Raw genomic sequence first — 14,052 nt, forward strand, 5'->3', positions numbered from 1 at the left:
CGTCAGTTGTCGTCCTCGTCGATCAGGAAGCCACGCATCGGCGAGGGAGCCTGACCCATCGGCGACGGGCCCTGCGGGCGGACCGGAGCCATGGGCTGGGTCATCGCAGGCTGCATCTGCTGCTGACCGCCGTACGACGGGCCGGACGGGCCGCCGGGGCCGCCGCCCATCGACTGGTTGCCGCCGTAGGACGGGGCACCCGCGCCGGCCGGAGCCATCGAGGGCGCCGGGGACGGCGGCAGGGACGGAGCGGCGCTCGCGGGCTGACGCGGCGGGGCGAGCGAGTCGTCCGCCTGGGTCTCCAGCTGGCGCAGCTGCGACTCCAGGTAGGACTTCAGCCGCGTGCGGTACTCGCGCTCGAAGCCGCGCAGGTCCTCGACCTTGCGCTCCAGCGTGGCGCGGGCGGACTCCAGGGAGCCCATCGCGACGCGGTGCTTCTCCTGCGCGTCCCGCTCCAGGGCGTCGGCCTTGGCACGGGCGTCACGCTCGAGGCCCTCGGCACGCGAACGCGCCTCGCCCACGATCTTGTTGGCCTCGGAACGGGCCTCCGCGATCGCCTGGTCGGCGGTCTGCTGGGCCAGCGACAGGACGCGCGCGGCGCTGTCGCCGCCGGGGCCCCCCTGACCGGGGAGACCGGGGCCGCCCATGGGACCGCCCATCGGGCCGCCAGGGCCCATCTGCCCCTGCATCGGGCCGCCCTGGCCCATCGGCCCGGGACCCTGGCCCATGGGGCCGGGACCCTGCGGGCCGCCCTGCCCGCCGGGGCCGGCGGGCAGCTGAGGAGCACCGCTCGGCAGCTGGGGCGGGCCACCCATGGGGCCGCCCATCTGCTGCTGCGGCGGGCCCGATATGCCGGCGGGCACCGGAGCGCCGGGACCTCGCATGCCCTGCTGGGGCATGCCGGGAGGCGGACCCTGCTGTTGCTGCTGGTCCTGCTGCTCCGGAGGCTTGCGCATGTTCTGCTGGTTCTGCGCCGCGGCACGGGTGGCAGCGGCCAGCTTGGCGCGCAGGTCCTCGTTCTCGCGCAGCAGGCGCGTCAGTTCGGCTTCGACCTCGTCGAGGAAGGCATCGACCTCGTCCTCGTCATAGCCTTCTCGGAGGCGGACGGTCGTGAACTGCTTGTTCCGCACGTCCTCGGGGGTCAACGGCATCTCTTCACCTCAACGTAGTCATCGGCAGTCGGCAAGACCGTATCGTCCAGCCTCATCACACAAACCTCTGTGCGACTGAGATGAGGATCCAGACGATGATCATCAGGACGAAGAAGGACAGGTCGAGCGCCACGCCCCCGAGACGCAGCGGCGGGATGAACCGCCGCAGAAGCTTCAGCGGTGGATCGGTGACAGTGTAGGTGGCCTCCAGAACGACCACCATCGCCTTGCCGGGTTGCCATGAGCGGGCGAACTGGAACACGTAATCCATGACCAAACGGAAGATCAGCACGATGAGGAACACCATCAGCGCGATGTAGATCACCTGCGCGAACACGCCCATGGCCTGCTTTTCCCTCTCCCCTGTGCCGCTCTTGTCCGGTCCTGCGTCTCAGCTCTGGTTGAAGAACCCGCCCTCTGCGATGCGGGCCTTGTCCTCCGCCGTGACATCGACGTTAGCAGGCGACAACAGGAACACCTTCTGCGTCACCCGCTCGATACTGCCGTGAAGACCAAACACCAAACCCGCCGCAAAGTCGACAAGTCGCTTCGCGTCTGTGTCATCCATCTCAGTCAGATTCATGATCACCGGGGTGCCCTCACGGAAGTGTTCCCCGATGGTACGGGCCTCGTTGTAGGTCCGGGGGTGAAGCGTGGTGATCCGGTAAGGCTCTCGTTCCGACACGACCTTGGGCATGATCACCGGTGCGTTCTTCTCCAGACTGGCGCGTTCTTGTGTGATGGATGCCACGGGCGCGATCCGCGCCGGACGGGGCGATTCCGCAGGCAGCGAAGCGGACCGGGACACCGGCTCGCGGGGCGCGGGCGGGTGGACGACTCGTACCTCTTCGTCCCTTTGTGGCTGGTGTGTTCCGTGGGACTGGTGCGACGACTCGTGCCGCCGGTGGTCCCGCTCCGGCTCCGGGTCGAGTTCCGGTTCGAAGTCGTCGTCTGGGTCGAATCCGCGGCCGTCGTACCCATCGTCCTCCACGAGGCCGAGGTAGACCGCCATCTTGCGCATCGCGCCGGCCATGCTCCGAGTCCTCCGCTCTGTGGTGGATCCGCTGACGACCGCCAAGTGCCCGCGATCCACTGGGTCCTTGCTCCGCCATTGGGCGGAAATGACCATATTTTCTGCTGTGGTCCGACTTCTTGGCGACGTTACCCGAGCCTGGGGCGGACTCCGAGTACCGCACTGCCGACGCGCACATGTGTCGCTCCGGCGGCCACGGCCTGTTCGAGATCCGCACTCATCCCTGCGGACACCATGTTCGCAGCCGGATGGGTCCGGCGCAGGGCGGTCGACAAATCCATCAACCGCTCGAACGCCGCCTGTTGGCGGCCTGCGTACTCCCCGGTGAGCGGCGCGACGGTCATCAGACCGTCCAGCCGCAGCCCTTCGGCCCCCGCCACCAGGTCGGCCAGCTCCGCGACGCCGGAGGGCGCCACGCCACCGCGCTCGCCCCGGCCGTCGACGCCGGCGTCGAGCGCCACCTGGATGAGGCAGCCGACCTCGCGCCCCACCCGGACGGCCTCCTTGGAGAGCGCCGACACAAGTCGGGCACGGTCGACAGACTGCACGACATCGGCGTAACCGACCACCGAACGCACCTTGTTGGTCTGAAGTTGACCGACGAAATGCCACACAAGGGGCAGATCCGCGCAGGCCGCCGCCTTCGGGGCTGCGTCCTGGTCGCGGTTCTCGGCGACGTGCCGTACGCCGAGTCCGGAGAGGATCCGCACATCGCTCGCGGGCCAGGTCTTGGTGACCACGATCAGCGTCACCTCGTCGCGTCCGCGACCGGCCGCGTCGCACGCGGCGGCGATCCGCTCCTCCACGCCCGCCAGATTCGCGGCGAGTTCGTCCTTACGGTCCGTCATGTTCTCGGGTCCAGCCACACATAACTCGCGAGCCGCCCGGTGGTGCGGTCGCGACGGTAGGAGAAGTGATCGTCCGACTCCCGTGTACACACGGGCGAGCGCCCGGCGCCGGAGACGCCCAGCCGCTCGAGTTGCGCGTGCACACCCGCGACGACGTCGACCGCGGGGGTGCCCCAGCTCGTCTCCGCGTACGCCGCCGGCTCGACGGCGGCCACGTCGGCGCGCATGTCCTCCGGCACCTCGTAGCACCGGCCGCACACCGCGGGTCCGGTGCGCGCGACGATCCGGGCGGGGTCGGCGCCGAGTCCGGTCATGGCCCGGACGGCGGCCGGGACGACCCCGGCGACCAGCCCGGGCCGGCCCGCGTGCGCCGCGGCGGCGACGCCCGCGACGGGGTCGGCCAGCAGCACGGGCACGCAGTCGGCGGTGAGCACGGCGAGGGCGAGTCCGCCCCGCGCGGTGACGATCGCGTCCACCTCGGGCACCGGACGGTCGCCCCACGGCTCGTCGACGACGACGGCGTCCGCGCCGTGCACCTGGTTCATCCAGACCACGCGGACCGGGTCCACGCCGAGCGCCTCGGCGGCCAGTTCACGGTTGGTCCGCACGTTCCCGGGGTCGTCGCCGACCGCGCCCCCGAGGTTGAGCTCCTCATACGGAGCGGCGCTCACCCCGCCCCACCGGTCGGTGAAGCCGAAGTGCGCGCCGCTCACGCTCTCGCGCTGTCCTATCACTTCAGGAAGTCCGGGACATCCAGTTCCTCGGCCGCGCTGTCGTAGCTCCGGGAGGGCGGGACGGGGGGCTGGACGGCGGGGATGTCGGCCACGGGCTCGGGGGCCGGGGCGGGCTCCTCCTTCGGCGTGACGCTGCCGAGCGAGCCGAAGGACGGGCGGCTCTCGGGCCGGTCCGCCGGGGCGGGCTCCTCACGCTTGGCCGAGGAGGAGCCGAGGACGTTGTCCCGCTTGGCGGGCGGCTGGCCGCCGTCGAAGCCGGCGGCGATGACGGTGACCCGCACCTCGTCGCCGAGGGCGTCGTCGATCACGGCGCCGAAGATGATGTTGGCCTCCGGGTGGGCGGCCTCGCTGACCAGCTGGGCGGCCTCGTTGATCTCGAACAGGCCGAGGTCGGAGCCACCGGAGATGGAGAGCAGGACGCCGCGGGCGCCGTCGATGGACGCCTCGAGCAACGGGGAGGAGATGGCCATCTCGGCCGCGGCCACCGCGCGGTCGTCGCCGCGGGCCGAGCCGATGCCCATGAGGGCCGAACCCGCCTCGGACATGACCGACTTGACGTCGGCGAAGTCGAGGTTGATGAGACCGGGGGTGGTGATGAGGTCGGTGATGCCCTGCACACCGGAGAGCAGGACCTGGTCGGCCGACTTGAAGGCGTCGAGAACCGACACCTGGCGGTCCGAGATGGACAGCAGCCGGTCGTTGGGGATCACGATGAGGGTGTCGACCTCGTCGCGGAGCTCCGCGATGCCGTCCTCGGCCTGGTTCGCGCGGCGCCGTCCCTCGAAGGTGAACGGGCGCGTGACCACACCGATGGTGAGCGCACCGAGGGAGCGGGCGATGTTGGCCACGACGGGCGCGCCGCCGGTGCCGGTGCCGCCGCCTTCACCGGCCGTCACGAAGACCATGTCGGCCCCCTTGAGGACCTCCTCGATCTCCTCGCGGTGGTCCTCGGCGGCCTTGCGGCCGACGGCCGGGTTCGCTCCGGCGCCGAGTCCGCGGGTGAGTTCACGGCCGACGTCGAGCTTGACGTCGGCGTCGCTCATCAACAGCGCCTGCGCGTCGGTGTTGATGGCGATGAACTCGACGCCCTTGAGACCGACCTCGATCATCCGGTTGATGGCATTGACACCACCGCCGCCGACACCGATGACTTTGATGACTGCGAGGTAGTTCTGCGGTGCTGCCACGTCGAAGGCCTCTCGCCTCGAGTTACGTGTCGCCGGGGCGCCGGAGCAACTGCTGCCCCCGCGTTCCGTCGACTGATGCCGAATGGGACGGTCCGTATCGCCGACCCGAACCCTAACGTTGAAGTTTAGGGTTACCAGTGTGTCTGTTCCCTGGAGTCTTCTGAACAGGACACTAAGTCGACACGTGGCGCACGTTCAACGAACACGCCGAACCTCCCGTTTTTCTTTTCACCCTATGTGATCAGCCGTGTCGCTGCCCAACCAGGGTGCTGGCCTGCGCGGATGTGCGTCAACTCCCTGATGACGCCGGGGCGCTGGGAACACTGACGTCGAAGTGCCGCGCGTCCGGCTCCGCTTTCATCAGGGCGGTGAGGGCGCGCGCCTTCTGCGTCCCCTTCTCGCTGCTTCCCCAGTCGACGGTACGGCCGTCCGTGAGTTCCAGCGAGATGGCGTCGTAGGAACGGACCTTGACGCTGCGCGTTTCCGGCGCGAGGGACTCGGGGACGGCGCCGGCCACGCGTACCGCCTCCCGCACCAGACGGTCCTCGCCGAATCGCCGGAGGCTGGCCGCGGAGGATCCGGAACGGGAGAGATCCATCTCCAGCGCCGGCACCCCCTTGGGCGCTTTCTCGACGGTGGCGAACCTCACGCCGTCGTCGTCCACTTCGACGAACTTGCCGCCCTGGTGGACCAGGAGCACGGGGGTGCGCTCGGTGACCCGGAGCTTGATCTCGTCGGGCCAGGAACGGACCACGTCGACGGTGTCGATGCGGGGCAGCTCCTCGGCGGCCCGCTTCTCGATGGCCCCGGTGTCGACCGAGACGAGCTGTTCCCCGAGGGGCACCTGGGCCGCCTCGCGGACCTGGTCCGGTGTCAGGACGTCGGTCCCGGACACCGAGACGCGCTCGACGCGGACCAGATCGGAGCCGTACAGCAGCCAGAAGGCGCCGCTGCCGAAGAACAGGAGGGCGACCGCCGATGCGATGATCAGACGAAGACGCCGTCGCCGTACGGCTCGTACGGGTGGCGGGCCGGACGACTCCCGCTTGCGTTCACCGCGCTCGGCGGTCGTCGATCCGGCCACGCTCCCTGCCTTCCGTCACATGTCTCTACCTGTGGGCACGGGCGGCGACCGCCTCGTACACCATGCCGACGAGCAGCTCGTCGGCGTCCCGGCGGCCGAACTCGCTTGCGGCGCGGGACATCTCGTACAGCCGGTGCGGGTCGGCGAGCACGGGCAGCACGTTCTGCTGGATCCACTCCGGCGTCAGCTCCGCGTCGTCGACCAGCAGTCCGCCGCCCGCCTTCACCACCGGCTGGGCGTTGAGCCGCTGTTCGCCGTTGCCGATGGGCAGCGGGACGTAGGCGGCCGGGAGTCCGACGGCGGAGAGTTCGGCGACGGTCATCGCGCCGGCGCGGCAGAGCATCATGTCCGCCGCCGCGTACGCGAGGTCCATCCGGTCCAGGTAACTTACCGGGATGTACGGGGGCATGCCCGGCATCTGCTGCACCTGCGGCAGTTCGTTCTTCGGGCCGACCGCGTGCAGGATCTGGATGCCCGCCTGCTGGAGCCACGGAGCGACCTGCTGGACGACCTCGTTGAGCCGGCGGGCGCCCTGCGAGCCGCCGGAGACCAGCAGCGTCGGCAGGTTGGGGTCGAGCCCGAACGCGGCGCGCGCCTCGGGGCGGACGGCGGCCCGGTCGAGGGTGGCGATGGTGTGCCGCAGCGGGATGCCGATGTAGCGCGAGTTGCGCAGCTTGCTGTCCGGGGTGGCGACGGCGACCTGGGCGGCGTAGCGGGAGCCGATCTTGTTGGCCAGGCCGGGGCGGGCGTTGGCCTCGTGGATGACGATCGGCACGCCGAGGCGCTTGGCCGCGAGGTAGCCGGGCAGGGCGACGTAGCCGCCGAAGCCGACCACGACGTCGGCCCGGGTGCGCTCCAGGATCTGCTCGGTCGCCTTGATGGTGCCGCGCAGCCGGCCCGGGACGGTGATCAGCTCGGGGGTCGGCTTGCGTGGCAGCGGGACGGCGGGGATCAGCGCCAGTTCGTACCCGCGCTCGGGTACGAGACGGGTCTCCAGGCCGCGCTCCGTGCCCAGGGCCGTGATGCCCACGGACGGATCCTGCCTGCGCAGCGCGTCCGCGAGGGCGAGCGCGGGCTCGATGTGGCCCGCGGTTCCTCCGCCGGCGAGTACGACATGCACCGAAATTCACCGCTCTCCGGACGGACGCGCCCCCGGGGCACGCCGTCGCATCGTGTTCCATCTCCGGGGCCGCTGAGAACCCCCGATCCGCTTTCTACCAAAGCGGGGTTGCCGCATCGCAAGCGCCATCCGCGCAGCGGGGTCCTCACGCGCGAAGGCGATGAGCAGCCCGATGGCGAACATGGTCGGCAGCAGGGCGGACCCGCCGTAGGAGAACAGCGGGAGCGGGACTCCGGCGATCGGCAGCAGACCGAGCACCGCACCGATGTTGATCACGGCCTGCGCCGTGATCCAGGTGGTCACGCCTCCCGCGGCATACCTGACGAAGGGGTCCTCCGTGCGTCCGGCCACGCGGATACCCGCATAGCCTAGAGCGGCGAACAGGGCGAGCACCGACAGCGTCCCCGCCAGGCCCAGTTCCTCACCGGTGACGGCGAAGATGAAGTCCGTGTGCGCTTCGGGTAGTTCGCCCCATTTCTCCAGACTCGCACCGAGACCGGAGCCGAAGATCCCGCCGGAGGCCAGGGCGTAGATGCCGTGCACGGCCTGCCAGCAGTCGACCGGACCGGTCTGCGGCTCGGTGGCGCCGAGGCAGGCGAGCCGGGCCATGCGGTTCTCGCTGGTGCGGATGAGGACGGCGCCGAGCAGCGCGGCGACCGCCAGCACCCCGGCGAACAGCCGGGTCGGGGCCCCCGCCAGCCACAGCAGGCCGAAGAGGATCGCGGTGAGGATGATGGCGGTGCCCATGTCGCCGCCGAGCATGATCAGCCCGAGCAGCATGAACGCGGCCGGCACCAGCGGCACCAGCATGTGCTTCCACTGGGTCAGCAGCCGCTTGTCCTGTTTCCGGGCGAGCAGGTCGGCGCCCCACAGCACCAGCGCCAGCTTGCCGAACTCGCTGGGCTGGAGCTGGAAACTGCCGCCGAGCGCGATCCAGTTCTGGTTGCCGTTGACCGCGACTCCTATCCCCGGCACCTGCACCAGGGCCATCAGGAAGACGGCGCCGGCGAGGATGGGGTAGGCGAGCGCCCGGTGCAGCTTCACCGGCATCCGGGAGGCCGCCAGCAGCAGCACCGCGCCGATCGCGGCGGCCAGCAGCTGCTTGCGGAAGAAGTACGAACCCGGCAGCGACATCTGCAACGCCGTGATCTGGGAGGCCGAGTAGACCATCACCAGACCCAGCACGGTGATCAGCAGACTGCCGCCGAGGATGACGTAGTACGCGGTCAGCGGCCGGTCCCAGGCCCTGCGCGCCCGGGTCACCAGGGTACGCAGCGGGTTCTCGCGCGGGGGGCGGGGCGCGACGGGACGCCGGGCGGCCCGCTGCACGGGCGGCCGGCCGGTACGGCTACTGGACATCACGACCTCCGCGGTACGCCGGCCAACAGGTCTCGGACGGTCCCACGCGTCCCTCCCAGGGTCGCCCGGCGCCGGGGCGGCCGGGGTCAGGCGCCGAGCTCGCGCACCGCCTGTGCGAACGCGTCACCGCGCTTGTTGTAGTTGGCGAACATGTCCATCGAGGCGCAGGCCGGGGCCAGCAGCACCGTGTCACCGGGGCGTGCCAGCCGCCTCGCCTCCTGGACGGCCTGGAGCATCGCCCCAGTGTCGGTCCGCTCGAGGTCGACCACGGGGACTTCCGGGGCGTGTCGCGCGAGGGCTTCACGGATCAGGGCACGGTCCCGGCCCATCAGGACGGCGCCGCGCAGCCGCCCGGCCGCCCCGGCGACGAGTTCGTCGAAGGTGGCGCCCTTGGCGAGTCCGCCCGCGATCCACACCACGGAGTCGTACGCCGCCAACGAGGCCTGCGTGGCATGCGTGTTGGTGGCCTTGGAGTCGTCCACGTAGGCCACGCCGTCCACATCCGCCACGTGCGCGATGCGGTGGGCGTCCGGGGTGAAGTTCCGCAGTCCGTCCCGCACGGCGTTCGCGGGCACGCCGTAGGCGCGGGCGAGGGCCGCCGCGGCGAGGGCGTTGGCGACGTTGTGCGGGGCGGCCGGCTTCACGTCGGCGACCTCGGCGAGCTCCTGGGCGTTCTTCTGCCGGTTCTCCACGAAGGCACGGTCGACCAGGAGGCCCTCGACGACGCCGAGTTGGGAGGGGCCGGGGGTGCCGAGGGTGAAGCCGATCGCGCGGCAGCCCTCCTCGACGTCGGCCTCGCGGACGAGGTTCTCGGTGGCCTTGTCGGCGGTGTTGTAGACGCAGGCGACGCGGTTGCCCTCGTAGATGCGGCCCTTGTCCTTCGCGTACGCCTCCATGGAGCCGTGCCAGTCGAGGTGGTCGGGCGCCAGGTTGAGGACGGCGGCGGAGTGGGCGCGCAGCGAGGGCGCCCAGTGGAGCTGGTAGCTGGACAGCTCCACGGCGAGCACGTCGTACTCCTCGTCCCCGAGGACGGCGTCGAGGAGGGAGACGCCGATGTTGCCGACGGCGGCGGTGCGCAGCCCGGCCGCCTCCAGGATGGAGGCGAGCATCTGCACGGTGGTGGTCTTGCCGTTGGTGCCGGTGACCGCGAGCCAGTCCGCCGCCCCGGGCTTCCTGAGCCGCCAGGCGAGTTCGACGTCGCCCCACACCGGCACCCCGGCCGCGTCGGCCGCCGCGAAGAGCGGCTTGTCCGGCTTCCAGCCGGGCGCCGTGACGATCAGCTCGGTGGAGTCGGGCAGGGTGTCGCCGTCCCCGAGGCGGACGGTGACGCCGAGCGCCTCCAGTTCCGCGGCCTGCTCGCGGGCCCGGGCGTCGTCGCCGTCGTTGACGACGGTGACCTTCGCGCCGAGTCCGTGGAGTGCCTTGGCCGCCGGGACGCCGGAGACGCCGAGTCCCGCGACGGTGACGTGCTTGCCCTGCCAGTCGGTCACTTGTCCGCTGCCCATCCCGCGTAGAAGAGGCCGAGTCCGACGATCACACAGATGCCCTGGATGATCCAGAAGCGGACCACCACAAGGACTTCGGACCAGCCTTTGAGTTCGAAGTGGTGCTGGAGCGGCGCCATCCGGAAGACCCGCTTACCGGTGAGCCGGAAGGAGCCGACCTGGATGACCACCGACATCGTGATGAGGACGAACAGGCCGCCGAGGATGGCGAGCAGCAGCTCGGTGCGGGAGCAGATCGCGAGACCCGCGAGCACGCCGCCGAGCGCCAGCGAACCGGTGTCGCCCATGAAGATCTTGGCCGGGGAGGTGTTCCACCACAGGAAGCCCAGGCAGGAACCCATCAGCGCGGAGGCCACGACGGCGAGGTCCAGCGGGTCGCGCACCTCGTAGCAGGCGCCCGGATTGGTCAGTGTCTCGCCGTTGGCGCAGGACTCCTGGAACTGCCAGACGCCGATGAAGGTGTAGGCGCCGAAGACGAGCACGGAGGCGCCGGTCGCCAGACCGTCCAGGCCGTCGGTGAGGTTCACGCCGTTCGACATGGCGAGGATCATGAACAGGGCCCAGATCACGAACAGCACCGGGCCGATGGTCCAGCCGAAGTCCGTGATGAACGACAGCTTCGTGGAGGCGGGGGTCTGCCCGCGGGAGTCCGCGAACTGCAGGGACAGCACCGCGAAGGCGACGCCGACGATCAGCTGGCCCGCCATCTTCGCCTTGGCCCGCAGGCCCAGCGAACGCCTCTTGACGATCTTGATGTAGTCGTCGAGGAAGCCGACGAGGCCCATGCCGACCATCAGGCCCAGCACCAGCACGCCGGAGTACCGCGGCGACTCGCCGCTGATCACCTTGGAGAGGAAGTAGGCGGCGACCGTCGACAGGATGAAGGCGATGCCGCCCATCGTCGGCGTACCGCGCTTGCTCGCGTGCTCGCGCGGGCCGTCGTCGCGGATGTACTGCCCGTATCCCTTGCGGGCGAGCAGCTTGATCAGCAGCGGCGTGCCGATCAGCGTCAGGAAGAGGCCAATGACTCCTGCGAACAGGACCTGATTCATCATCGGGCGGCGACCTCACCCTCGGCACCGGTCTCGAGCAGCGCCTGCGCCACGCTCTCGAGCCCGACCGAACGGGACGCCTTCACGAGTACGACATCCCCCGGGCGCAATTCGCTGCGCAACAGGTCGACCGCCGCCTGTGCGTCGGACACGTGCACCGACTCCTCACCCCACGAACCCTCGTTATATGCGCCCAGTTGCAGCCAGGCGGCTTCCCTGCCCCCGACCGCGACGAGCTTGCTGACGTTGAGCCGGACGGCGAGCCGTCCGACCGCGTCGTGCTCGGCGAGCGCCTCGTCCCCGAGCTCGGCCATCTTGCCGAGCACCGCCCACGTACGTCCCCCCTTCGCCCGTGAGGCCTCGCCCATCGCAGCCAGCGCACGCAGCGCGGCCTTCATGGACTCGGGGTTCGCGTTGTAGGCGTCGTTGACGACCGTCACGCCGTCCGGTCGCTCGGTGACCTCCATGCGCCAGCGGGAGAGGGAGCCCGCCTCGGAGAGCGCGCGGGCGATCTCGTCTGCGGACATGCCCAACTCGTGGGCGACGGCGGCCGCGGCGAGCGCGTTCGACACGTGATGCTCACCGTACAGGCGCATGGTCACATCGCTTGCACCGGAGGGTGTGTGAAGCCTGAAGGAAGGCTGTCCGCTGTCCGTGAGTCGCACGTTCTCGGCGGAGACGTCCGCTTCGCCGGACTCTCCGAAAAGGATCACCTTCGCCTTCGTACGGGAGGCCATGGCGCGGACGTAGGGGTCGTCCGCGTTGAGGATCGCGACGCCCCCCTCCTCGGCCGGCGGCAGCGACTCGACGAGTTCGCCCTTGGCCTGGGCGATCTGCTCCCGGCCGCCGAACTCGCCGATGTGCGCGGAGCCGACGTTCAGCACCAGGCCGACCCTGGGCGGGGTCAGTCCGGTGAGGTAGCGGATGTGGCCGATGCCCCGCGCGCCCATCTCCAGCACGAGGAACTTCGTCTCCTCGGTGGCGGTGAGCGCGGTCAGCGGCAGCCCGATCTCGTTGTTGAGGGAGCCGGGGGTGAAGACGGTCGGCGCCTTGCTCCGCAGCACCTGGGCGATGAGGTCCTTGGTGCTGGTCTTGCCGGCCGAGCCGGTGAGGGCGACGAGGGTGGCGCCGAGCCGGCGGACGACGTGCCGGGCGAGGGCGCCCAGGGCGGCCTGGACGTCCTCCACGACGATCGCGGGCACCCCGACCGGCCGGGAGGCGAGCACGGCGACCGCGCCCGCCTCGACGACCTGGGCCGCGAAGTCGTGGCCGTCCACGCGCTCGCCGACGAAGGCGACGAAGAGGCTGCCCGGACCCGCCTCCCGCGAGTCCCGGACCACCTCGCCGGTGACCAGGACGGAGGGGTCCGGTATGTCGTGCGTCTGCCCGCCGACGACTTCTGCGATCTCGGCGAGGGAGAGGGCGATCACAAGTTCATCCCTGGGTCTTCTTGATGGCTTCGCGAAGCACCTGGCGGTCGTCGAACGGACGCACCACCCCGGCGATGTCCTGTCCCAGCTCGTGGCCCTTGCCGGCGACCAGCACGGTGTCGCCGGGCTCGGCCCGGGCGACGGCGGCGGCGATCGCGGCGGCACGGTCCTCGAAGACCTGGACCTCGCCGCGCTGGTGGGCGGGCACCGAGGCCGCGCCCAGCAGCATCGCGGCGAGGATCGCCAGCGGGTCCTCGGAGCGGGGGTTGTCGGAGGTCAGTACGGCGGTGTCGGCGAGCCGCGCGGCGGCCGCGCCCATCGGCTCCCGCTTGGTGACGTCACGGTCGCCGCCGCAGCCGAGCACGACGTGCACCCGGCCCTCGGTGACCTTGCGCAGGGCGCGCAGCACCGATTCCACGGCGTCCGTCTTGTGGGCGTAGTCCACGACCGCCAGGTACGGCTGGCCCTCGTCGACGCGCTCCAGGCGGCCGGGCACGCCCGGCACGGCGGCGACGCCGTCGGCGGCGGACTGCGGGTCGAGTCCGGCCACGGCCAGCGCGACGATCGCGGCCAGGGAGTTGGCCACGTTGAACGGGCCGGGCAGCGGCGAACGGGCGGTGACGCGCTCGCCCTTGGGACCGACCACGGTGAACGTCGAGTCCAGCGGGCCGACCTGGACGTCCTCGGCGCGCCAGTCGGCGTCGGGGTGCCCCTCGGCGGAATAGGTGACGACCGGGACGCCGGCCTCCTTCACCAGGCGGCGGCCGTACTCGTCGTCCACGTTGACCACGCCGAGCCGGCTGCGGGCGGGCGTGAACAGCTGCGCCTTGGCCTGGAAGTAGTCCTCCATCCCGGAGTGGAACTCCATGTGCTCCGGGCTGAGGTTGGTGAAGACGGCGATGTCGAAGACGCAGCCGTCGACCCGGCCGAGGACCAGGGCGTGGCTGGAGACCTCCATGGCCACGGCCTCGGTGCCGCGTTCGCGCATGACCGCGAACAGCGCCTGGAGGTCGGTGGCCTCGGGCGTGGTGCGCTCGGACTTGATGCGCTCGTCGCCGATGCGCATCTCGACCGTGCCGATCAGTCCCGTGCTGCGGACGGTCCGCAGACCGCCCTCGACGAGGTAGGCGGTGGTGGTCTTGCCGGAGGTGCCGGTGATGCCGATCTGGAGCAGATCGCGGCCGGGGTGGCCGTAGATGGTGGCGGCCAGTTCGCCCATCCGGGCCCGCGGGTCGTCCACGACCAGCGCGGGGAGCCCGGTCGCGGCGACGCGTTCGGCGCCCGCCGGGTCGGTGAGCACGGCGGCGGCGCCGAGGCCCGCGGCCTGGGTGACGAAATCCGCGCCGTGGACGCGGGCGCCCGGGAGCGCGGCGTACAGGTCCCCGGGCCGGACGGCACGCGAGTCGTGGGTGATGCCCGTGACCTCGGCGGCCTGCGCGGGTGCGGGGACACCCAGCTGACCGGCGAGTTCCGCGAGGGGTGCGGCGGAGACCTGGTCCGGACGGGGCGGTCCCGGATATGTCACGGGGTGGCCCTTCTGGGTGGTTTG

At 70.9% G+C, this 14,052-nt stretch carries 13 protein-coding genes; all 13 read right to left on the minus strand.

Going from position 1 to position 14,052, the window contains the following annotated elements; translation table 11 throughout:
• Window positions 1–2: 2 nt before the first annotated feature.
• The 13 genes from MTR79_RS25375 to MTR79_RS25435 all read right to left on the minus strand — a co-directional run bounded on the left by MTR79_RS25375 (window position 3) and on the right by MTR79_RS25435 (window position 14,028).
• Window positions 3–1,151, minus strand: a complete 1,149-nt coding sequence (locus MTR79_RS25375; protein ID WP_048456826.1) for a DivIVA domain-containing protein — start codon at window positions 1,149–1,151, stop codon at window positions 3–5.
• Between the two features lie 55 nt (window positions 1,152–1,206).
• Window positions 1,207–1,494 (minus strand): YggT family protein, encoded by a 288-nt coding sequence (locus MTR79_RS25380; RefSeq protein ID WP_033273006.1) that lies wholly within the window; start codon window positions 1,492–1,494, stop codon window positions 1,207–1,209.
• Between the two features lie 48 nt (window positions 1,495–1,542).
• Window positions 1,543–2,184: a cell division protein SepF gene (sepF, locus tag MTR79_RS25385; RefSeq protein ID WP_048456959.1), complete on the minus strand. Its 642-nt coding sequence runs from the start codon at window positions 2,182–2,184 to the stop codon at window positions 1,543–1,545.
• 128 nt (window positions 2,185–2,312) lie between these two features.
• On the minus strand, window positions 2,313–3,032 hold the full coding sequence (locus MTR79_RS25390) for a YggS family pyridoxal phosphate-dependent enzyme (protein ID WP_244792024.1): 720 nt from the start codon (window positions 3,030–3,032) through the stop codon (window positions 2,313–2,315).
• On the minus strand, window positions 3,029–3,766 hold the full coding sequence (gene pgeF, locus MTR79_RS25395; protein ID WP_244792025.1) for a peptidoglycan editing factor PgeF: 738 nt from the start codon (window positions 3,764–3,766) through the stop codon (window positions 3,029–3,031). The genes MTR79_RS25390 and pgeF overlap by 4 nt, the downstream gene beginning before the upstream one ends.
• The gene (ftsZ, locus tag MTR79_RS25400; protein WP_048456823.1) at window positions 3,763–4,953 is read right to left on the minus strand and encodes a cell division protein FtsZ; all 1,191 of its coding nucleotides are present in this window, start codon (window positions 4,951–4,953) and stop codon (window positions 3,763–3,765) included. The genes pgeF and ftsZ overlap by 4 nt, the downstream gene beginning before the upstream one ends.
• Window positions 4,954–5,242: 289 nt before the next feature.
• Window positions 5,243–6,037: an FtsQ-type POTRA domain-containing protein gene (locus tag MTR79_RS25405; RefSeq protein ID WP_086702359.1), complete on the minus strand. Its 795-nt coding sequence runs from the start codon at window positions 6,035–6,037 to the stop codon at window positions 5,243–5,245.
• 25 nt (window positions 6,038–6,062) lie between these two features.
• A complete protein-coding gene (gene murG / locus MTR79_RS25410) occupies window positions 6,063–7,157 on the minus strand; it encodes an undecaprenyldiphospho-muramoylpentapeptide beta-N-acetylglucosaminyltransferase (RefSeq protein ID WP_048456821.1) in 1,095 nt (364 codons plus the stop codon).
• 6 nt (window positions 7,158–7,163) lie between these two features.
• Window positions 7,164–8,516 carry a putative lipid II flippase FtsW gene (gene ftsW / locus MTR79_RS25415; protein ID WP_086702361.1) on the minus strand — a complete coding sequence of 451 codons (1,353 nt, stop codon included), beginning with the start codon at window positions 8,514–8,516 and terminating at the stop codon, window positions 7,164–7,166.
• An 86-nt stretch (window positions 8,517–8,602) separates the two neighbouring features.
• Window positions 8,603–10,021, minus strand: coding sequence for a UDP-N-acetylmuramoyl-L-alanine--D-glutamate ligase (gene murD / locus MTR79_RS25420; protein ID WP_244792026.1), 1,419 nt, complete (start codon window positions 10,019–10,021; stop codon window positions 8,603–8,605).
• Window positions 10,003–11,073 (minus strand): phospho-N-acetylmuramoyl-pentapeptide-transferase, encoded by a 1,071-nt coding sequence (gene mraY / locus MTR79_RS25425; RefSeq protein WP_006131287.1) that lies wholly within the window; start codon window positions 11,071–11,073, stop codon window positions 10,003–10,005. The genes murD and mraY overlap by 19 nt, the downstream gene beginning before the upstream one ends.
• On the minus strand, window positions 11,073–12,503 hold the full coding sequence (murF, locus tag MTR79_RS25430; RefSeq protein WP_048456818.1) for a UDP-N-acetylmuramoyl-tripeptide--D-alanyl-D-alanine ligase: 1,431 nt from the start codon (window positions 12,501–12,503) through the stop codon (window positions 11,073–11,075). The genes mraY and murF overlap by 1 nt, the downstream gene beginning before the upstream one ends.
• Before the next feature lie 4 nt (window positions 12,504–12,507).
• Entirely contained in the window at window positions 12,508–14,028 is a 1,521-nt protein-coding gene (locus MTR79_RS25435) for a UDP-N-acetylmuramoyl-L-alanyl-D-glutamate--2,6-diaminopimelate ligase (protein ID WP_086702364.1), read from the minus strand.
• Between the last annotated feature and the right edge of the window lie 24 nt (window positions 14,029–14,052).

It is taken from the genome of Streptomyces sp. BJ20, assembly GCF_022869105.1.
In the GTDB taxonomy this organism is placed as follows: Bacteria; Actinomycetota; Actinomycetes; order Streptomycetales; family Streptomycetaceae; genus Streptomyces; species Streptomyces griseoincarnatus.